This is a genomic window from Nostoc sp., from assembly GCF_036917375.1.
GTDB lineage: Bacteria > Cyanobacteriota > Cyanobacteriia > Cyanobacteriales > Nostocaceae > Nostoc.
This window is the reverse complement of record NZ_JBALDN010000079.1, coordinates 94,105-112,486: the sequence shown is the minus strand read 5'-3', so window position 1 is coordinate 112,486 and position 18,382 is coordinate 94,105. Positions and strand designations below refer to the sequence as shown.

The window sequence follows — 18,382 nt, the reverse complement described above, 5'->3', positions numbered from 1 at the left end:
ATCACTGTAATTACGTCCGCGACCGAGATGAGTAGTCGAACAGCCCGATCCTATGCTTTCTTGTCGATTGCAGCAGCAATCATCACTATTGCCCTAAAATTTGGCGCTTACATGCTAACCGGGTCAGTAGGTTTGCTTTCAGATGCTATTGAATCAATTGTAAATCTCCTAGCTGCATTAGTTGCTCTATGGGCATTGACCTATGCTGATAAACCAGCCGATGCCGAACACGCCTTTGGGCATTCTAAAGCCGAATACTTCTCCAGTGGTGCAGAAGGTGCGTTGATTATAGTGGCAGCCATTAGCATTGCTGTTGAAGCTTGGGGACGCTTGTTGCATCCAGAACCATTAACACAGCTGGGATTAGGGTTGGCACTCTCTCTCTTTGCAACCGCAATCAACGGCGTTGTTGCCTTTATCTTGCTACGAGCAGGGCGACGGTTACGTTCCATTACACTTAGAGCTGATGCTCACCACCTGTTTACTGATGTAGTAACTTCGGCTGGTGTGGTAGTTGGAATCTTTCTCGTCAAGCTAACAGGCACTCTCGTCCTCGATCCAGTTGTTGCGCTGATAGTGGCAGCAAATATTACTTGGACAGGATTTCGTTTGCTGCGGGAAACCAGTAGCGCGTTACTGGATGCAGCTTTGCCTAAAAAAGAAATTGACGCAATCAAGAGCATCCTTAACGAGTACAAACGTGAGGACATCCAGTTTCATGCCTTGCGAACCCGTACTGCTGGAACCCGTCGCTTTGTTTCCTTTCATGTTCTCGTGCCTGGATCTTGGACAGTGCAACAAGGGCATGATTTGTGCGAGGCAATTGAGCTTGCTATTGTTCGGGTGCTACCTTCAACCCACGTTACAACTCATCTAGAACCTGTAGAAGATCCAGTTTCTTGGGACGATTTGGAGTTGGAGCGTTCGAGCAATCAGCAAATGCAAGATATGAAATAAGAGATTAATGCTGTTGAGTTTTCAGGAATTGGGGAATTAGGAGGCAGGAGGCAGAAGTTGCACTAAGTTTTCCCCTCTGCTCCTCTGCTCCTCTGCTCCTCTGCCGTCTGATAAATCTTTAACCGGACACGATATAACTTGCGATCGCTTCCAGCGGGCGGTTACGCCATTGCAACTTGCTTTTTACGGGTGGGACGCTTGCGGTCTGATTTTTTCTTCAGTCCTACAGCCTGAGCTTGATCGCTATCTGAACCATATTGTCCGCGCACAACTTCTTTCATCGCTAATACGGCATTATGAAATTCCCACTCTGCTAATCGCGCAGCATCAGCAGCAGCACGGTATAAAGCTAGTTTCTCGGTTTCGGTTTGTTGAGAAATCAACATTGCCTGATAAGCTTCCTGTAAATTAGCAGATGAGGCATCAGCACGACTTGTGTTGTAATTGCTGACGGTTTGCAAACCGTGGAATGAGTCAATATCTTGACTAATCAGTTGAGGGCGCAAACGGTTTGTTGTATTTTGGGGAGGCATACATTTATACTTAGTAATTTGTATACTTAATGTACCCATTACAACAAGAAAAGTTATCAGTAAGATGAAATTTTCAGATAGGGCAAGCTTAGAAAGGATAGTTTAAGATAACAGACCGATGTATTGGCATAACAGACCGATGTATTGGCATAACAGACCGATGTATTGGCATAACAGACCGATGTATTGGCATAACAGACCGATGTATTGGCATAACAGACCGATGTATTAACATAACAGACCGATGTATTGGCATAACAGACCGATGTATTAACATAACAGGTCAATGTATTGGCATTGCAGACCGATGCAATTACAAAACCATAAGACGACACTAAAAACCACGAGGAGCATTAAAATTTCTAACACTCTAAAGCTGAGGTGTCACTAGTGGGAATACAATCACAAAATGATGCAGTTTTGTTAGTAAAGACTGCACTAGAAAATAGTGGAGGTTAAAGCAATGGATGAGCGCGATCGCTACTTACGAATCGCTCTGGTTCTTGTTGGCATAGCTTTTCTACTTATCTATCCGCTAACTCAGGTCTGGGCATCAGGCTGGTTATGGCAACCAGGTCAGCACGAATACGAACAGATGATTATTGGTGTTTATGCGACGCTTGGTGTCTTTTTGCTGTTAGCTTCAAGGCAACCAGAAGCTCACCTCAGTTTAATCTGGTTCACCGTCATATCAAGTGCAGTCCACGGGCTGATCATGGCGATACATGCAGTAATTGACCCTGTTGAACAGGGACACCTTTTTGGTGATGTTCCAGCATTGTTCTTGGTAGCAATTGTCCTTGGCTTTTTAGCGCCCCGCAAAGTGGTGTCAAGTACATGAACGGGCGTAGGATGTCTATCTATAAAATATACGGTGTACAAACAAGTCTGAAATAGCTGGTTAACCAAGGTTTTACCCCACCCTAACCCTCCCCTTGTAAACGGGAGGGAACTAGAAATTTCTTGTTTCCCCCCTTTATAAGGGGGGATTAAGGGGGGTAATTCGACTTGTGCGTACACCGTAGCCTTAAAAGAAGAGAGAAATAGAAGTGAAGTTTTCCAGATGCCGTGAAAAGTCAGTCTTACAAGAAGTAATTAATCCTAACTCCAGATAGATATCAATGGATAAGAATAAGTGCTAATTGTAACCAAAGTATTTGTTTAATTTGGTGAGACTTCAACAGCCAAGGGGAACAGAAAGCAGGGGGTAGGGGGAAAGAGGGTTTACTGGTTTTTGCACAGATGCGGGAATTATAAGTAATTAAGCGGACATGATATAATTCCTACCTTTATTGATAAAGTTTTAAATCGAGCAAGCTTAAACAAAAAGTAAATTTTTACAATATATTAACTTGCATTATGAATGCATCAACTTGCATTATGAATGCATCGACTTGCATTAAGAATACATTGGCTTGCATTATGAATGCATCGACTTGCATTAAGAATGCATCGGCTTGCATTGTGAATGCATCTTGCGGAGTATATTTAAAAGCACACCTTAGCTAGAGTCTCTGCGCCAGATAGCAGTGATAATATACGGCTCATTCCTGTTGGTGCTTGTAGGAGACAATTATGGAAATCAGTAGACGCAGCTTGTTAAAAACTGCTTCTGCTTCGGGATTAGTGGCAGCATTACAGTTTCGGAAGGATTTTTGCAACCGCTCCTCGCCCAAACAGAATTCAACCAGATGATATCCCTGCATTTAATTGAGAAATCTTGAATCTATTTGCACAATTTGCACCAGCGGCATCTGCTTCACATTAATCGGCTTTGCTTGTAGCTTACTCAACTGTGCGATCGCGCTTAGTTTTTCATTCAACGTTTCAAAATATAGCTTTATCCAAGGAGAACACTAATTATGTCCAATTTCAAAATATTTTCTACTGGTATAGTAGCGATCGCTTTATCTCTGGCGACTGGTTGCACGCCGACTACTCCGCACGACCAGACTACATCTGAAGCTCCAGTTGCTGTACCTGTACAAGGAACTGAGAGTCCATCCCCAACTGTATCACCAACTACCTCATCAACTCCATCAGGGCAAAATAACCTCAGTTCGGCAGACAGACAGTTCATAACTGAAGCCGCTCAAGATGGTTTAGCAGAAGTCCAACTAGGACAACTAGCATCACAACGTGGAACTAGCGATGCGGTAAAACAGTATGGACAGCGTATGGTTCAAGATCATACTCTGGCAAATAATCAACTCAAACAGTTAGCGACTCAAAAAGGTGTCACGCTGCCAACTACTATTGGCGCCAAAAATCAGCAAATAAAGCAACGTTTATCCAAACTTTCTGGTGCTAACTTTGATCGTCAATATTTGAATCAGATGCTTCAAGCTCATCAAAAGGATGTCTCCGCATTCCAAACTGAAGCTGAACAAGGACAAGATGCAGACGTGAAAACATTTGTCGGTCAAACTCTACCAATTCTCCAAGACCACCTGCAAGAGGTTCGTTCCCTTGTTAATCCTGGAAGTTCAACTAGCACCCCAACTCCAACTAGCACCCCAACTCCAACTACTACCCCGTAAGGCAATAGAGTTCAGTAGACCTCTTGCAAAAGTGCTTTTTGCACTCTTGGGGAAAAGGGTAAAGGTTAAAGGGGAAAGGGAGAATACAGAACCTTTTCCCCTTTCCCCTTTTCCCGACAAATGCCAAGAAGTCTAGTTAAGCATTTCTTCTTTCCCTTTGTATCCGCTGCGCGTATTCTTGCAAAAAAGTAAGCTACGCGTAGCATTTTGTAGACAGAGAGGGGGGTAAAGGGTATGTGGGACAAACGTTTGAGCTTAAGTTGACACCAATGAGCAATGATGTGCCCCGACGACAGATGTGGTTCAAATACATGAAAACTGCTGTAAGCCCAAAATTTCATTATTAAAGATAATTTTAAGGAACCACGATGTCTAAATTGTTTAAAGGAAAAATTTCTCGTCGTCACATTCTGACTACAGCTGGAGTAGGAGCCGTTTCAGCCGCCGCAATTGGTAGTATGGGCGAAGAGGTTACTGCCCAACAGCCAACTGGGCAAGCCACTACTCGCGGAGGCGAGTTGCCGCCTCAGATTAAGTTTCCGCCCATCTCAGAAAAAACTGAGGTTGATACGGGCGGGCCACCAACTGCATTACCTCCAGAGCGACGTTTGGGATTTGCGATCGTTGGACTTGGCAGACTGACATTAGAAGAAATCATGCCTGCCTTTGCAGAATGTAAACTAGCAAAGCCAACTGCATTAGTTAGTGGCGATGCTGCTAAAGCAAATCTTGTTGCCCAGCAGTATGGCATTAAACCGCAGAACGTTTACAACTATCAGAATTACGACAATCTCCGCAACAATCCAGACGTTGATGTGATTTATATCGTATTGCCTAACAGTATGCACCGGGAATATACGGTGCGTGGTGCGAAAGCTGGAAAGCATATTCTGTGTGAGAAGCCGATGGCAACCACAGTCGAAGATGCTCAACAGATGATCGACGCGTGCAAACAAGCCGATCGCAAGCTGATGATTGCTTATCGCTGCCAATATGAGCCGCACCATCGCGCCATGATTCAGATGATCCGTAGCAAAGAATTGGGAACTGTGAAGGTGATTCAGGCAGATAACGGACAAAACCAGGGAGGTGACTTAAATCAATGGCGATTGAAACGCGCCTTAGCTGGAGGTGGCTCCTTACCGGATGTGGGAATTTATTGCTTGAATGCAACTCGCTATTTAACAGGAGAGGAACCGATCGCAATTAGCGCCCAAATCTTCAGTACTCCCGGCGATCCGCGCTTCAAAGAAGTTGAAGAAAGTGTCACCTTCCAGCTGCGGTTTCCCAGTGGCATACTAGGGATTTGCTCCACTAGCTACGGCTTCCACGAAGGGCGGCGGTTTCGCGTTTTCGGCTCTGATGCTTGGGGACAACTCGATCCGGCGTTCTCCTACAACGGTTTGCGGATGATGATTTCGCGCAAATCACCAACCAACAGCATGGCAGAAAATATTAGCGAAGTGCGGATAGGTGAGAAGAACCAGTTCGCCTTAGAAATCGATCACATGGCAGATTGTGTGATTCAGAATAAACAACCTCATACTCCTGGTGAAGAAGGTTTGCAAGACCAAAAACTAATCGCGTTGATTTACGAAGCAGCACAAACAGGCAAAATGATCGCTCTACCTCGTGTGTCAGGATTAGATACCACTCGTGGCCCCGCTCCTCGAATGCTGAAGTAATATGTGCATACCCCCGCATTTCTCACAAGCTTGAGTGCAGATGTGCTTCAGAGGCAGAGGGGAAAGAACTTGTACAAGAACTCTCCTCTGCTCCCCTGCTCCCCTGCTCCCCTGCTCAAGAGCACAAGGTTTTGAGAAATGTGGTGATAAATCCGAGATACCGCAGTCATGACAACCTCTGCTTGGAGTCCGCTCCGTAAATCTTTGTTTCGCGATCGCTGGATTGCCTCGATTGTCTCCAACATTGGCGGTTGGATGGAGGACACAGCGGGAGCTTGGTTAATGACTTCTCTCACCACGTCTCCTCTGTTGGTGGCACTGATGCAAACAGCCGCAACTTTGCCAGTGCTGTTGTTAGGATTACCAGCCGGAGCAACAGCAGATATTTTCGATCGCCGTCGGTTACTGCTGTTTTGGCAAGTCTGGATGCTGGTTGCGGCACTGATCTTGAGTGGATTGATTTTTGCAGGTAAGATTACACCGTGGTCGCTGCTGGCGCTGACGTTTTTGCTTAACTTGGGAGCGGCAATGAATGGCCCAGCTTGGCAAGCTATTGTACCAGAATTAGTACCGCGATCGGAACTGATGGCTGCGATCGCTTTAAATAGTGCTGGATTTAATATTGCCCGAGCAGTTGGGCCTGCGATCGCAGGTTTTATACTGGTGGCGGCAAATGCGGGAGTCGTCTTTTTGATTGATGCCCTTTCCTTTATCGGGGTGATTTTCATCCTTTACCGTTGGCAGCGCCAACCGCTTTATGAAAGCGCCCTGCCCGCAGAGCGAGTATTGGGTTCTGTGCGAGCTGGTATTCGCTATGTCCGTTTTTCTCCCGCCCTGCAAGCCGTGTTAATTCGTGCGGCTGTTTTAACTAGTTGCACGAGTGCTTTGTTAGCCTTGTTGCCTTTGGTAGCACAACAAGATTTGCGACAAGGAGCAGGTGGGTATGGTTTACTACTCGGTTGCTTTGGATTGGGGGCGATTTTCGGTGCAATTTTGCTGCCACGAGTGCGTCAACATCTCACAGCCGATGGAGTTGTGATTGCCGGAACTCTGGTGTTTGCAGTTGCAACATTAATTCTGGCATTCATTCACAACGTACCTTTAGTATTGCTGGCTTTGCTGGCGGCGGGAATTGCCTGGACAAGTATGACATCCAGTTTGAATATTACAGTGCAGCTTGCGGTTCCGGCTTGGGTGCAGGCGCGGGCGCTAGGAACTTATCAGATGGTATTTCAAGGAGGTTCAGCAATTGGTAGTATTGTTTGGGGTGTAGCGGCAGAGCATTGGGGTATGCAGACTGCCTTATTCGTTGCTGCGATCGGCTTACTAGGGGGAACCTTTACAGCGCGGCGTTATCGCTTACTATCAGGAAAACTGGATTTAGGCCCAGCATTACGGCGAGCAGAACCCTTGGTAGTAATTGAATTGCAACCAGAACAAGGGCCAGTTTTAGTCACACTTGAATATTGTATTGACCCAGCTCAAGCAGAGGAATTCATTACAGCAATTCATGCCCTGCGCGTGGTGCGGCTACGAGATGGTGCGATTCGCTGGGGCATCTTTCACGATACATCTGTGCCACATCGCTACTTAGAGACGTTTATCGTCGAATCTTGGGTAGATCATTTACGTCAATATGAGCGGTTTACGGTGGCAGATCGAGAAATTCGCGAAAGGGTTTTTGCCTTTCATCAAGGCGATGAACCCCCAGTTATTTCTCACATGATTTATGCTCGCTAATCCCAAGAAGCACGAACTTAGAAAAGACTGAAAACAGAATATTCTTAAACAAGTTGAATGTAAGTTGAATGTCCAAATTGGCTTGAAAACCAATAGGCTTATTTTCAACAATGGCGAATCTAGTAGTTCGCTTTCGTGACTTGGCGGGGTAAAGGGGAAGGGGGAAGGTGGGGCCCCCTCTGGGGATAAGGGGCGGGGGGAAAGGGTTTCAATCCCTTACCCCTTTTCCCTTTCCCCTTTCCCCAGTCCTCACAAGCGCATTTTTGGGTTGGCAGACTACTAGGATATAAGTTATATCAAGTCCGGCTAATTAGTTATGATTCCCGAATCTATGCAAAAATCCAAAAACCCTTCCCCTCTGCCCCCCTGCTCCTCTGCTCCTCTGCTGCCTTAATGATAAGTCTTTGACCGGACATGATATTAAGGGTGAATTTTACAAGCTATAAAAAACCTACCTGCAACCCCTGTTAATTAACATCCGCTCATACCTTTGGAGTTGTCATCTCAAATAGTTTCCCAATCTTTGTATACTCAACTGGCCCACCTAAGCGCGTAATCGGCCGCATCCTTACAGTATCAACTAACCCCAAATCTTGGCGGTATAGGTCTTCACGCACATGAAATCGTAACACTCGACCCAATACCATCACATTATTGGTTCCTTCCACTGGAACTATTTGTGTGACTTTACACTCCATTGCCACTGGTGAGCTTTCAATCCGCAATGGTCGGACATCTGTAGCAGGAATAGCTTTTAAGTTTGCTTTTTCAAACTCGTTAACTCCATAGGGAAATTCAGTTCCGGTTTGAGCCATTGCTTGAGACAGTGTTTCATCCACCACATGACACACAAATTCATTAACTTCATGAATATTGCGTAACGTGTCTTTTTCTTTTGGCTCATGTCTACGAGATGCGACTGAGAACATAATAGTTGGTGGAAAACCTGCTACTGCATTGAAAAAGGAATACGGAGCAAGATTGGAAATTCCAGAGGCACTGATTGTAGACACCCAGGCAATTGGGCGAGGAGCAACGATGCTTGTCAATAGATGGTAAGGAGCAGGGTCTTTCATTTCCTGCGGCACGAATGATAACATAAAATTCTCTATTTTTATATTTTTCAAATCAACCCCTTGCACCCGTGACATAAGCTGCTGTTAAGGGATGTTGGGGGTACTCAAAAATTTGCTGCACTGAACCTGACTCAATCAATTGCCCAACACCTGACTGCACCCAGAACAGAGCAACTCGATCGGCGATGCGCTTGGCTTGCGCTAGGTTATGCGTCACAATCAGCAAGGTATAACGCTGACGCAAACTAGTAATTAAGTCTTCAACTATTCCGCTGGCAATTGGGTCGAGGGCGCTACAAGGTTCATCCAATAATAGGATTTCTGGTTGCAAAGCCAAGGCTCTAGCTATGCACAACCTCTGCTGCTGTCCGCCAGAAAGTGCTAAGGCAGAGGTTTGCAGTCGGTCTTTGACTTCATCCCAAAGTCCAACATCTTTCAGGCTTGTCTCGACGATCGCATCGATTTGTTCTTTACGAATACCATGTTCTCGCAAAGGTAATTCCAGATTTTTCCAAATTGATAAAGGAAAAGGATTAGGCTTTTGGAAAATCATCCCAACTTGCCGTCGCAGCGCATTCGCATTAGTTTTGGCGTTTAGCACTTCTAAACTACCTATGCGAATTCGCCCTTGGACTCGACACTGAGGAATCATGTCTGTCAACCGATTTAAGCAACTCAAAAAGCTAGTTTTTCCACAACCAGAAGGCCCCACCAATGCCAAAATTTCCCCCAGATTCACACTCAAATTGACATTAGCAAATGCGGTTTTTTGCCCGTATTGCAGAGTTAAGTTCTCCGTTTCAATCAACGGTGCAACAATTCCCGTGACGATATTTGCCGATTTCATCCAGAAAAAATTCTCCTGTGCAACCAATTATCTGCAATCCATGCTGCTGTACCATTAATCACCAGCAGTGATACCAGCAAGACTAATGCTGAGGCGTAAGCATTGGCATCTCCGCCAGAGACGTTCATTGATAAATCAAAAATATGAATCGAAAGCGCACGCCCGGAATCCAGCAGTGATTCTGGCATTCTATCTACGTAACCACTAGTAAAAATTAAAGCCGCCGTCTCGGCGATCGCTCGACCAATACCCAGCACCAATCCCACAACCAAACCAGGGACAGCAGCAGGTAACAACAGTTGAAATAACGTTGTCGTGCGAGAAAAACCAAGGGCTGCGGCTCCTAATCTATACTCATTGGGAACAGCGCGAAATCCTTCTTCTGTAGAGCGAATCAAGATTGGTAACACCATACATCCCAAGGTCAATCCTCCCGACAAAATAGAAAATCCCAGCCCCAAAACTTGACAAAAGAAGACGTTGCCAAACAACCCAAAGACGATTGAGGGAACTCCTGCCAGTACATCTAAACTACGCCGCACCAACCCACCAAACCAACTATCCACGGGGGTGAATTCTGCCAGTAAAACGGCTGTACCAACACCAATGGGAATAGAAACTGCCATACACACTGCCATAATCAGAAAAGTGGAAACAAGAATGCTGGCAATTCCCCCTTCTCTGCCAGCATTTTCTGGCTCAGTCGTCAGAAATTTCCACGTCAAGTGTCCTATCCCATGCCAAAGGATATCACTGAGTATCCAAAGAAAGATACCAGTAACTAGGGCAGCAGTTGTCCAAACAATGATTGTTGGCAACCAATCTTTAGGACTTACAACAGGTTTACCCATATATTTTTCCTTGACTGATGACTTCTGCAACCGCAACTAACAGCACAATCATTCCCATCAAGACTAAACCGCTAACAAACAACGCCGAACGGTGGTCTCCTGTGGCATAAGCCATTTCCAGAGCAATATTAGCCGTCAACGTGCGGATGGGGTCAAATATACTTTTTGGCATTTGTACCACATTGCCACACACCATCAAAATAGCCATTGTTTCGCCAATTGCTCGACCTGTTTCTAAAATTAAGCCTGTGAACAATCCAGATTTGGCAGCAGGAAGCACGACTCTAGAGATAGTTGCCCACCGGGATAATCCTAAAGCTGCTGCTCCCTGAAGGTAAGAAGTTGGGACTTTCGCTAAACTAGCATCGGCTACAAGCGCTATTGTTGGCAAAATCATCACCGTGAGAATGGCAATACCCGCGAGTAGACTTGGCCCCGGTGGATGTATCCTACCAATCATCGGCACCAGCACCACCAATCCCCAAAAACCGTAGACTACAGAAGGAATTCCTGCTAATAATTCAATTAAGCGACGGTATAACCGAGCCATTACTGGTGGGGCGTAGAATTGACAAAAAACCGCAGATAGAATTCCTATCGGTGTCGCGATCGCTACTGAGCCAACCATTGCCAAAAATGTACCCAATAACATCGGGAAGAGATTGTATAATCCGGCGGTCGGGTTCCAGGAAGAGTCTGTAAAAAAACGTGTTATTCCGACATGATTGAGGACTGGTAGAGACTCCAGAATCAGAAAGACGATAATTAAAAGTGCGATCGCTCCGGCGATCGCCGCTAAAAAACGCAGTATCCAAATTAACCAAAAGTCATTTGGAGACAACGACAAAGTTTTGCTTTTGAACAATGTCACTTACCTGTTGTGATTGCGCGAAATCAAGAAATGCTTTTGTCAATCCTTGAGGTTGGGTTTTGGTTACTAAGTTAAGTGGACGAGAAATCGGAAAAGTCCCATTCTGGACGTTGGCTGTTGTTGCAGCTATCCCATTTACAGGTAGCAGCTTAATAGCTACTCCATTGGCTGCACTATTTTCTGCTGACCCGATCGATACATAACCAATTGCATTCGGGTTTCCTGCTACTGTCTTAATTCCCTGCTGATTGTCACCAATTACTACTTGGGCTTTGATGTCTGTATTTTTCAGTTTGAAATAATGGGTAAATAATTCTAAAGTGGAACGTCCTTCGGCTTTGTTAACAACTGTAATCGCTCCATCTATACCTCCCACTTGTTTCCAGTTCGTTACCTTCCCTGTGTAAATATCTACAACTTGCTTGTCGTTGAGCGATTTTACTGGATTGTCTTTGTGGAGAATTACCGTCACTCCATCACGGGCAATAGAAAATGCTTTTAAATCGTTTTCTTCTGGCTTCAAGGCACGGGAAACCATGCCAACATTAGCTACGCCTTGACGAGCATCAGAAACCCCACGCGAAGATCCTCCTGATTGCACATCAACTCGCGCACCTGGATGCTGAGATTCAAAACGCTTGCCAATTTCAGCCGCTAACGGTGCAATTGTACTGGAGCCTGTAAGTACTAGTTTTCCCTGAAGCGGATTTGTATTATTTGCATCTCGATTTACTGAAGCACAGCCTTGTAACCAAATGCAGGAAGCCAACCCAATTGCCACAGGTAAAATTTGAGAATTTTTCATTATTGCTTTTCAACCCGAAATTGGGTTTTTAGTTAAAACAGAGGACACAACAACCAAGGTTCAAAGCTCTGCCAGTAGTTACTTCCACCTCTGGAGCTAGGCGGTAGAGAACTGTTTTTCCATCGCGCGAGGGCACAACCAACTGGGAGCGACGCAGAACTTGTAAATGATGGGAGAGCAAGCTTTGTTCCAAGCCCAAAATTGCGTTCATCTCTCCCACGTGTTTGGGACTGTCGATTAGAAGTTCTAATACTGCTAGACGAGTTTCATCTGCCAGTACCTTCAGCTTTTCTACGCAGTCAACCTGTTTTTTGCTGCTATTTTTCATTTCATTGCCTCTAAAGAAATAGGTTTTTCTTGTTTCCGAAGTTACTTGGCAGCGAATGCTCTCGTGTTCAGCGAAGATTAACAACTGCTGCGATCGCAAATAAATAGCAATTCATATGAAATTTGATTCATATTTTAAGGTAGAAAGTGTCACGCTCTACAATTCAAATTAAATTTTTAACCTTTCTTTCTGAGATTTACTGAGTTTTCATTGGTATAAACCAGAGTTACTCATTAGGGTTTCACCTTTTTGAAATAAGTTTAAAGTGCTCTGCCAAAACTGTAATTTAGGGAAAATCAGTATTCCGTGCTAACTCTTGTGATAGATAAATGACTAAAGTTGGCAACTATCCTGTGGGGCATGATTTCAGTAGTGTTTTCGATTATCTTGGATAGCAGAACACCGCGAGCGCACCTCAATCTAACGTATATACTGTAATCGTTAAAGGGCAGCAAATCTAAGGAGTGTTTGACACTAGCAGCGATGCATAATGGCACAGTCATCACATTGTTTCCATTGAGACTGCCTACTCAAGTTTATAAACTGCTAGAAACAGAAACAAATGAACGAATTACAAGCAATTTTAGAAGGCTTCCAGTCAAGTCAAAAAAATGGTGAAATTACTTTTCTTGCTACTGTAGTCAAAACTCAAGGTTCAACCTATCGCCGATCGGGTGCCAAAATGTTGATGACAGATACAGGTCGGATGATTGGAACAATCAGTGCTGGTTGCTTGGAAAACGACGTATTTGAGCATACTCAACAACGAATGTCGAACGGCGAACCAATTGTTGTTACTTACGATAACACCGCCTCGGAAGATATTCTTTGGGGCTTTGGTTTGGGGTGCAATGGGACAGTGCAAGTTCTCATCGAACGTCTTGAAAAAGAAAGTTCACCGAATGCGATCGCTTTTATACAGGAGTGTTTTCATAAAAAACATTTGGGTATTATTGCTACAGTCTTTGCCTTTGAAGGTGAGGTAGATGTGAAACTTGGGTCGCGCTTACTGCTGTATCCTGATGGTAAAATTATCGCTGACATCAAAGATCCAAATTTAATTCAATCTCTGCAAATAGATGTTCAAACAGCTTTTACTAATCAAAAGTCTAGTGTAAAAAACTATCAGTTACCTTTAGGCAGTGCAGAAGTTTTTATTGAAGTTATCCAACCACCCACGCCTTTAATAATATTTGGTGCAGGTTATGACGCTATACCCGTAGCAGAGTTTGCTCAAGCATTAGGTTGGGACATCACTGTAGTCGATTGTCGAGCTAATGAGGCAACTAAAGCGCGATTTCCAATAGCTTGTGACGTGATTCTGACTCGGCGAGAAATTGTCCAAAAACAGGTATTTATAGATGTCAACACAGTTGCTGTAGTGATGACGCATAATTATCTTGATGACCTGGAAATTTTGAAAACGTTGCTGCCATCTCCTGCACGCTACATTGGGGTTTTAGGGCCAAAGGCGCGTACTGAAAGATTGCTTGAAGATTTAGGTTCGCAAGGAATAGTTTATACTACTGAACAATTAACCAGATTGCATGGGCCAATTGGTATTGATATCGGAGCAGATACACCTGAAGAAATAGCGATCGCTATTATTGCAGAAATTCAAGCAGTGTTAACAAACCGCAATGGTAATTTTTTAAGAAATCGCAATCAACCGATTCACCAATGTGATGAAAGCAACTCAAACTTGCTACTTACCCCATAGTTTTTATGACTGCTATAGACAATGAGAAATCAACCATAGCCATTATGATTCTTGCTGCTGGTGCATCTACTAGGATGGGTACACCGAAACAACTATTGCTTTACCAAGGGCGTAGTTTGTTGCAATATATTACAGAAATAGCGATCGCTTCAGTTTGTCAACCTGTGGTAGTAGTACTTGGAGCCAACGCAGAACAGATTCATCCCCAAATTAAACAACTTCCCGTTAAAGTAGTTAAAAACTTGGATTGGGCTTGTGGAATGAGTACTTCAATCAAGAGTGGTATTGAATTGTTAAATAATCTTCCGCAAAAAATAGAAGCAGTAGTTATTACACTTTGCGACCAGCCATTTGTTTCTCCCCAAATTATCAATCAACTTGTTGATACATATTATTCGACAAAAAAACCGATTATTGCTTGTGAATATGGAGACACATTAGGTGTACCCGCTTTATTTAGTCAGACTTTTTTTTCAGAACTTGCCACTTTAAAAGAAACTTCAGGAGCAAAAAAAGTTATTAATAATAACCTTAATGAAGTGTTTTCTCTTCCGTTCCCATTAGGGGATATAGATATTGATACACCAAAGGATTACGAACAATTGCTATCAATTACCAAAGGAATTTTTGAAGTATCTTGAACAAGATAGTTAAAAGTGAACAAATAGAGAAGACCGCGCTGGCTCTACAATACAGTACAGTGTCTCCCCAACCTACACAGATAGAAAAATAGAAAAAGTTTGGTTAGTATTTTAAGGCTAGAATTTATTTCCTAGCCTTTTGTCTTCAAAGCATTTTAGCAATGAGGATATTAGTAAACAATTTTATTTAAGAGCCGCTAAAGTCCGATGTCCAATTATTCCATCTGCTCTTAATCCTTTAGATTTCTGAAATTTGATTACAGCTGCACGAGTCTTGTTATCAAACACACCATTCACACTTGCTGTATAGAATCCTTGCTGTTTTAAAGAATTCTGAACAGTTTTCACTGTCTCGCCTTTACTGCCTACTGTCAATACAGTACCAGTACTACGCTTTGCCAGATGATTAGACTTATGCTTGGCACTAACCTTTGGTACAGCATTAGCTTTTTTCATCGTGTTGCCTTGCTGAGTACTTTGGGCAACGTGGGTAGTAGTAGCCGAATTTTGGCTTTTATTATTAGTTAAAGAGTAAGCAGGTATAGCAGTAGCTAGAGTCAAAGCAGGGAGCAAAGCAAGTACTTTCCAATTCATTTTTTTGTTCCTCACAACTGTATGAGATTTTGCAATTTCTATTTGAAGAGTCATCTTCATAAGGTACTGTGCCTTAAGTGATTCTCCTCTGTAGATTCTGGTGTGTGGGTTTAGTCTAATACTATTTTGAATTTTAGATTTTAGATTTTGGATTGTGAAACATCCATTGGATAAGTGTTTCAGTTTTCCATCTGTCGCAATCATTTTTCAAATTGGTATAAGACTATTTCCGAAGCCAGAGCTATAGCATCACACGTCGTATTGACAAAGCTATTGCGAGATTGTGACAAAAGCATGACAAAATGTATTAAAATTTATGTCGCACAAAATTACGCTAGGGAACTCCAAGAAATAAATTATCCAATATTGTGGGGTGGGCCGAAAAGCCCGCCATATAAACTAGGCGGGTTTTTCGGCCCACCCCACAGGAGTTAATTGGATATTTTTTTATTTTTATTTAGAAATCCCCTAGTAAAAAGAGTTTGTAGTAAGGACTTTAGTCCTTATTTTCTAAGCACTAAAGTCCTTACCCAATGGGTGACGTTCGTACCTCGCTAACGCTGCGCTATCGTTAGCTGCTCATCGGGGAAACCCCCTTCTCTACGAGACGCTATGTGAACACGAAGCGGCTCGTAGAAAAGACCGCGCTAACTTATTACGAACTTGTTTACCCATCAATTTAAACTTAAACTTGACAGATTACTAATCCCTAGTCTCTTTTATCCTCAGAAGCCAACATTTTTAATAGTTTTCTGGCAGCTAAAACGCCCATAACTCCTGCGCCAACCACTTCCACTGCTTGGACAACTTTTTTGCCTACATCATGAGGATCGAGGTGGTGATGAAAAATCTCTTCATCTACCCATTCAGTTGTTGCTTTAAAGTCATGAATTGGTGTTGGTAATAGTGTTAAATAAGTTCCTTGACGAATTAAATGCCCGGATTCTCCTGCAACTTCAAAAATATTGAAAAGGTTAGCAGCAGCATCATTTAACCCTAATTTTAAGAGAGTTCCGCGTATATTTACCTTTACTGGTTTGAGGTCTTCGCCTAAAGCTAATGCTTTCAAATTTTGGGCAATATTGGCTCCTTGCTGATAAGCAACTTGGGCTGTTGGCGGTAGTGAATTATCTTGAACTGCTACACAATCCCCGCCTGCAAATACTTCTGGAAAATCGAGTAGTTGCATTGTGGGAGTAACTAAGAGGCGGTTATGACGATCGCGATGTTCTTGAGAAATTGGTAAATCTTTAATTAGTGGGTGAATAGAAGTACCAGCTGTCCAGATTGCAGTATATGTTGGCAATGTCTCAATTTGCTCATTGCGTTTATATTCAATAGCGTTGGCATGAATAGTAGTAGCTTCTGCTCCCGTAAGTATTTCAATTGGGATCGTGCGTTTTTGTAATTCTTTCTCAGCAATTGGGCGCAGAGGATCGTTAATATCACCATTGAGGATTTCTTTACCGTGATTGAGCAATACCACCCGGATTTCACTAGAATTTCCTCCCATAGCACTATACCAATGTGGGAGTAAATCAGCTAAGGTGGCTGCCATTTCTACACCACTTGCACCACCACCAACTATAACTACTGTTAGCAGTTGGCGACGTTGTTCTGAATCTTCAGTTTTAATTGCTTTTTGCAAACAATCGCCTAAATGCCGATCGAGAGCGATCGCATCTGCTTCTGTCCAAAAAGGAAAAGCGTATTCTTTAGCACCTTCAAGATGATGGTAAGCAGTAACACTACCCAAAGCTAAGACTAGGTTACTGTAGTTGTAGGAGTTTCCCGAAGCTAATTTGACTTGTTGTTGATGCAAGTCTATCGATTCCACTGCATCTTGAACAAAAATTACACCACTACCTTTAAGCAATTCTGCAAAACGCGGTACTACTTGAAAAGCATCCATCTCGCCACTGAAATATTCGTAGAGTAATGGCTTAAAGCAAAAGCTTTCATTTCGATCGAGCAAAATTACAGAGCGAGGATAATGTTCGTGAGCTAGGTGTAAGGCTGTAAATAAGCCAGTGAAGCCACCACCAAGAATCACAGTTTGGTAAACTGGGCTGTTCATAAAATATCTCCAAAGTATTGTCAAATAAATGAATTTGCCACGATGTTACGCATGTAAATCAGATCTTTTGTCTCACACCGAGGTGCAAATAAAGAGTCTAAATTAAGACTTTTGCGAAAATACAAATGACAAATGACTAATTCGCTATATAAATAAAAATAACGCAATTAAAAAGACGCTGAGAAATAAAGCGAAAGCAATAGCGTATTCGACTCTACGACTAAAAAATCCCACCGCAGCAATGAGAGCGATCGCTAGCCCAATAATGCCAATATATTGCTCTTTTTGTAAACCTTGTGCAATAAGTGGATCTTTACCTGGTGCGGGAGTTTCTTGAACTGCTTTTGGCGCGAGTTGTGATGCTGGTAATTCTTGAATGAATAAATTCATAAAGTTACTCCTGTAAATACTTAGTGAACTGATGAAAATTTTTATGCCCGCCAAAGATAGAGAAGCGAGAAAAGGAAGACCCAAACTACATCAACAAAGTGCCAAAATAGAGTTGTCGCACTTGTACCGAAGTGAGTTTTATTATAATTACCTGGAATGAATGAGCGAATCAGCATAATTATCTGAAGCACAACACCTGCCAGAACGTGTAAACCGTGAAAACCTGTCAGCAAATAGAATGTGGAACCAACTAATCCCGTAGTGAGCTTGAAATCGAGATTTTTCCACTCAATTAATAGACCAATTAAAAAGTAGATTCCCATTGCGATCGTTATCAACCAGAGCCAGCGAAATTTACCCAATTGATTTCGTTTCAGGGCATTTTCTGCTGGTTGAATCACAAAGCTACTAGAAAGTAAAACTACCGTATTAATAATCACGAGCTTAGACAATTCTGGCCCAGAAACACCAGGTGGTAGCCAGTTATTAGTATTCAGGCGCAGAGCAACATAAGTAAAGATAAAACTCAAAAAAATGATACTTTCCGACAACAGGAATACAGTAAACCCGAACATTCCTTTGCCATGATGATCTTCATGACTTCCGCCACCACTTGGCAGAAAGCGCTGTAACCAATTCGGTAAGCGTCGCCGCCACCGATCGAAACGGATCGGACTTTCATCTATATGAATGCTGCGATGTTGCATGATTCGTAATACTTCGACTT

At 43.2% G+C, this 18,382-nt stretch carries 19 protein-coding genes; 8 read left to right on the top strand and 11 right to left on the bottom strand.

The annotated features are described in order from the left end of the window. The first annotated feature begins 27 nt into the window (after positions 1–27). On the top strand, positions 28–957 hold the full coding sequence (locus tag V7K45_RS21155) for a cation diffusion facilitator family transporter (protein ID WP_335006867.1): 930 nt from the start codon (positions 28–30) through the stop codon (positions 955–957). A 161-nt stretch (positions 958–1,118) separates the two neighbouring features. Here the strand turns inward: V7K45_RS21155 and V7K45_RS21150 are convergent, their stop codons facing one another. Continuing rightward, positions 1,119–1,490 (bottom strand): hypothetical protein, encoded by a 372-nt coding sequence (locus V7K45_RS21150; protein WP_335006865.1) that lies wholly within the window; start codon positions 1,488–1,490, stop codon positions 1,119–1,121. Positions 1,491–1,953: 463 nt separating this feature from the next. On the opposite strand from V7K45_RS21150, the gene V7K45_RS21145 reads away from it, so the two are divergent. The 5 genes from V7K45_RS21145 to V7K45_RS21130 all read left to right on the top strand — a co-directional run bounded on the left by V7K45_RS21145 (position 1,954) and on the right by V7K45_RS21130 (position 7,455). Beyond that, a complete protein-coding gene (locus V7K45_RS21145) occupies positions 1,954–2,331 on the top strand; it encodes a DUF6632 domain-containing protein (RefSeq protein WP_335006863.1) in 378 nt (125 codons plus the stop codon). A 734-nt stretch (positions 2,332–3,065) separates the two neighbouring features. Further along, positions 3,066–3,185 (top strand): twin-arginine translocation signal domain-containing protein, encoded by a 120-nt coding sequence (locus tag V7K45_RS33035; protein ID WP_366932849.1) that lies wholly within the window; start codon positions 3,066–3,068, stop codon positions 3,183–3,185. Positions 3,186–3,352: 167 nt separating this feature from the next. Continuing rightward, complete coding sequence (locus V7K45_RS21140; RefSeq protein WP_335006861.1) at positions 3,353–4,030, top strand: DUF4142 domain-containing protein; 678 nt, start codon at positions 3,353–3,355, stop codon at positions 4,028–4,030. Positions 4,031–4,398: 368 nt separating this feature from the next. Continuing rightward, the gene (locus V7K45_RS21135; RefSeq protein ID WP_335006859.1) at positions 4,399–5,715 is read left to right on the top strand and encodes a Gfo/Idh/MocA family protein; all 1,317 of its coding nucleotides are present in this window, start codon (positions 4,399–4,401) and stop codon (positions 5,713–5,715) included. Positions 5,716–5,883: 168 nt separating this feature from the next. After that, positions 5,884–7,455 (top strand): MFS transporter, encoded by a 1,572-nt coding sequence (locus V7K45_RS21130; protein WP_335006857.1) that lies wholly within the window; start codon positions 5,884–5,886, stop codon positions 7,453–7,455. Between the two features lie 482 nt (positions 7,456–7,937). On the opposite strand, the gene V7K45_RS21125 is transcribed toward V7K45_RS21130, so the two are convergent. The 6 genes from V7K45_RS21125 to V7K45_RS21100 are packed head-to-tail and all read right to left on the bottom strand — an operon-like array spanning position 7,938 to position 12,233. After that, complete coding sequence (locus V7K45_RS21125) at positions 7,938–8,555, bottom strand: flavin reductase family protein (protein ID WP_335006855.1); 618 nt, start codon at positions 8,553–8,555, stop codon at positions 7,938–7,940. A 28-nt stretch (positions 8,556–8,583) separates the two neighbouring features. Then, a complete protein-coding gene (locus tag V7K45_RS21120) occupies positions 8,584–9,378 on the bottom strand; it encodes a phosphate ABC transporter ATP-binding protein (protein ID WP_335006853.1) in 795 nt (264 codons plus the stop codon). Next, a complete protein-coding gene (pstA, locus tag V7K45_RS21115) occupies positions 9,375–10,229 on the bottom strand; it encodes a phosphate ABC transporter permease PstA (protein ID WP_335006851.1) in 855 nt (284 codons plus the stop codon). Before pstA ends, V7K45_RS21120 begins: the two co-directional genes overlap by 4 nt. Beyond that, on the bottom strand, positions 10,222–11,100 hold the full coding sequence (gene pstC, locus V7K45_RS21110; protein ID WP_335006849.1) for a phosphate ABC transporter permease subunit PstC: 879 nt from the start codon (positions 11,098–11,100) through the stop codon (positions 10,222–10,224). The genes pstA and pstC overlap by 8 nt, the downstream gene beginning before the upstream one ends. After that, the gene (locus tag V7K45_RS21105; RefSeq protein ID WP_335006847.1) at positions 11,057–11,905 is read right to left on the bottom strand and encodes a phosphate ABC transporter substrate-binding protein; all 849 of its coding nucleotides are present in this window, start codon (positions 11,903–11,905) and stop codon (positions 11,057–11,059) included. Before V7K45_RS21105 ends, pstC begins: the two co-directional genes overlap by 44 nt. 28 nt (positions 11,906–11,933) lie before the next feature. Then, positions 11,934–12,233: an ArsR/SmtB family transcription factor gene (locus V7K45_RS21100; protein ID WP_335006845.1), complete on the bottom strand. Its 300-nt coding sequence runs from the start codon at positions 12,231–12,233 to the stop codon at positions 11,934–11,936. 562 nt (positions 12,234–12,795) lie between these two features. Between V7K45_RS21100 and V7K45_RS21095 the strand changes: the two genes are divergently transcribed. Together V7K45_RS21095 and V7K45_RS21090 are read left to right on the top strand one after the other, a co-directional pair. Then, positions 12,796–13,953, top strand: a complete 1,158-nt coding sequence (locus V7K45_RS21095; protein WP_335006843.1) for an XdhC family protein — start codon at positions 12,796–12,798, stop codon at positions 13,951–13,953. A 5-nt stretch (positions 13,954–13,958) separates the two neighbouring features. Then, positions 13,959–14,594 (top strand): nucleotidyltransferase family protein, encoded by a 636-nt coding sequence (locus V7K45_RS21090; RefSeq protein ID WP_335006841.1) that lies wholly within the window; start codon positions 13,959–13,961, stop codon positions 14,592–14,594. Between the two features lie 183 nt (positions 14,595–14,777). On the opposite strand, the gene V7K45_RS21085 is transcribed toward V7K45_RS21090, so the two are convergent. The 4 genes from V7K45_RS21085 to V7K45_RS21070 all read right to left on the bottom strand — a co-directional run bounded on the left by V7K45_RS21085 (position 14,778) and on the right by V7K45_RS21070 (position 18,362). Next, on the bottom strand, positions 14,778–15,188 hold the full coding sequence (locus V7K45_RS21085; protein WP_335006839.1) for a peptidoglycan-binding domain-containing protein: 411 nt from the start codon (positions 15,186–15,188) through the stop codon (positions 14,778–14,780). A gap of 709 nt (positions 15,189–15,897) precedes the next feature. Beyond that, on the bottom strand, positions 15,898–17,265 hold the full coding sequence (locus V7K45_RS21080) for an NAD(P)/FAD-dependent oxidoreductase (protein ID WP_335006837.1): 1,368 nt from the start codon (positions 17,263–17,265) through the stop codon (positions 15,898–15,900). Positions 17,266–17,409: 144 nt separating this feature from the next. Beyond that, complete coding sequence (locus V7K45_RS21075) at positions 17,410–17,655, bottom strand: hypothetical protein (protein ID WP_335006835.1); 246 nt, start codon at positions 17,653–17,655, stop codon at positions 17,410–17,412. Positions 17,656–17,696: 41 nt separating this feature from the next. After that, positions 17,697–18,362: a cytochrome c oxidase subunit 3 gene (locus V7K45_RS21070; protein WP_335006890.1), complete on the bottom strand. Its 666-nt coding sequence runs from the start codon at positions 18,360–18,362 to the stop codon at positions 17,697–17,699. Between the last annotated feature and the right edge of the window lie 20 nt (positions 18,363–18,382).

Excerpts from the sequence above, each read along its gene's own strand:
- V7K45_RS21095 (WP_335006843.1), top strand. The coding sequence starts at position 12,796 with ATGAACGAATTACAAGCAATTTTAGAAGGCTTCCAGTCAAGTCAAAAA.
- V7K45_RS21080 (WP_335006837.1), bottom strand. The coding sequence starts at position 17,265 with ATGAACAGCCCAGTTTACCAAACTGTGATTCTTGGTGGTGGCTTCACT.
- V7K45_RS33035 (WP_366932849.1), top strand. The coding sequence starts at position 3,066 with ATGGAAATCAGTAGACGCAGCTTGTTAAAAACTGCTTCTGCTTCGGGA.
- V7K45_RS21070 (WP_335006890.1), bottom strand. The coding sequence starts at position 18,362 with ATGCAACATCGCAGCATTCATATAGATGAAAGTCCGATCCGTTTCGAT.
- V7K45_RS21100 (WP_335006845.1), bottom strand. The coding sequence starts at position 12,233 with ATGAAAAATAGCAGCAAAAAACAGGTTGACTGCGTAGAAAAGCTGAAG.
- V7K45_RS21085 (WP_335006839.1), bottom strand. The coding sequence starts at position 15,188 with ATGAATTGGAAAGTACTTGCTTTGCTCCCTGCTTTGACTCTAGCTACT.
- V7K45_RS21125 (WP_335006855.1), bottom strand. The coding sequence starts at position 8,555 with ATGTTATCATTCGTGCCGCAGGAAATGAAAGACCCTGCTCCTTACCAT.
- V7K45_RS21145 (WP_335006863.1), top strand. The coding sequence starts at position 1,954 with ATGGATGAGCGCGATCGCTACTTACGAATCGCTCTGGTTCTTGTTGGC.
- V7K45_RS21130 (WP_335006857.1), top strand. The coding sequence starts at position 5,884 with ATGACAACCTCTGCTTGGAGTCCGCTCCGTAAATCTTTGTTTCGCGAT.
- V7K45_RS21090 (WP_335006841.1), top strand. The coding sequence starts at position 13,959 with ATGACTGCTATAGACAATGAGAAATCAACCATAGCCATTATGATTCTT.
- V7K45_RS21155 (WP_335006867.1), top strand. The coding sequence starts at position 28 with ATGAGTAGTCGAACAGCCCGATCCTATGCTTTCTTGTCGATTGCAGCA.
- V7K45_RS21105 (WP_335006847.1), bottom strand. The coding sequence starts at position 11,905 with ATGAAAAATTCTCAAATTTTACCTGTGGCAATTGGGTTGGCTTCCTGC.
- V7K45_RS21150 (WP_335006865.1), bottom strand. The coding sequence starts at position 1,490 with ATGCCTCCCCAAAATACAACAAACCGTTTGCGCCCTCAACTGATTAGT.
- pstA (WP_335006851.1), bottom strand. The coding sequence starts at position 10,229 with ATGGGTAAACCTGTTGTAAGTCCTAAAGATTGGTTGCCAACAATCATT.
- V7K45_RS21135 (WP_335006859.1), top strand. The coding sequence starts at position 4,399 with ATGTCTAAATTGTTTAAAGGAAAAATTTCTCGTCGTCACATTCTGACT.
- V7K45_RS21120 (WP_335006853.1), bottom strand. The coding sequence starts at position 9,378 with ATGAAATCGGCAAATATCGTCACGGGAATTGTTGCACCGTTGATTGAA.
- V7K45_RS21075 (WP_335006835.1), bottom strand. The coding sequence starts at position 17,655 with ATGAATTTATTCATTCAAGAATTACCAGCATCACAACTCGCGCCAAAA.
- V7K45_RS21140 (WP_335006861.1), top strand. The coding sequence starts at position 3,353 with ATGTCCAATTTCAAAATATTTTCTACTGGTATAGTAGCGATCGCTTTA.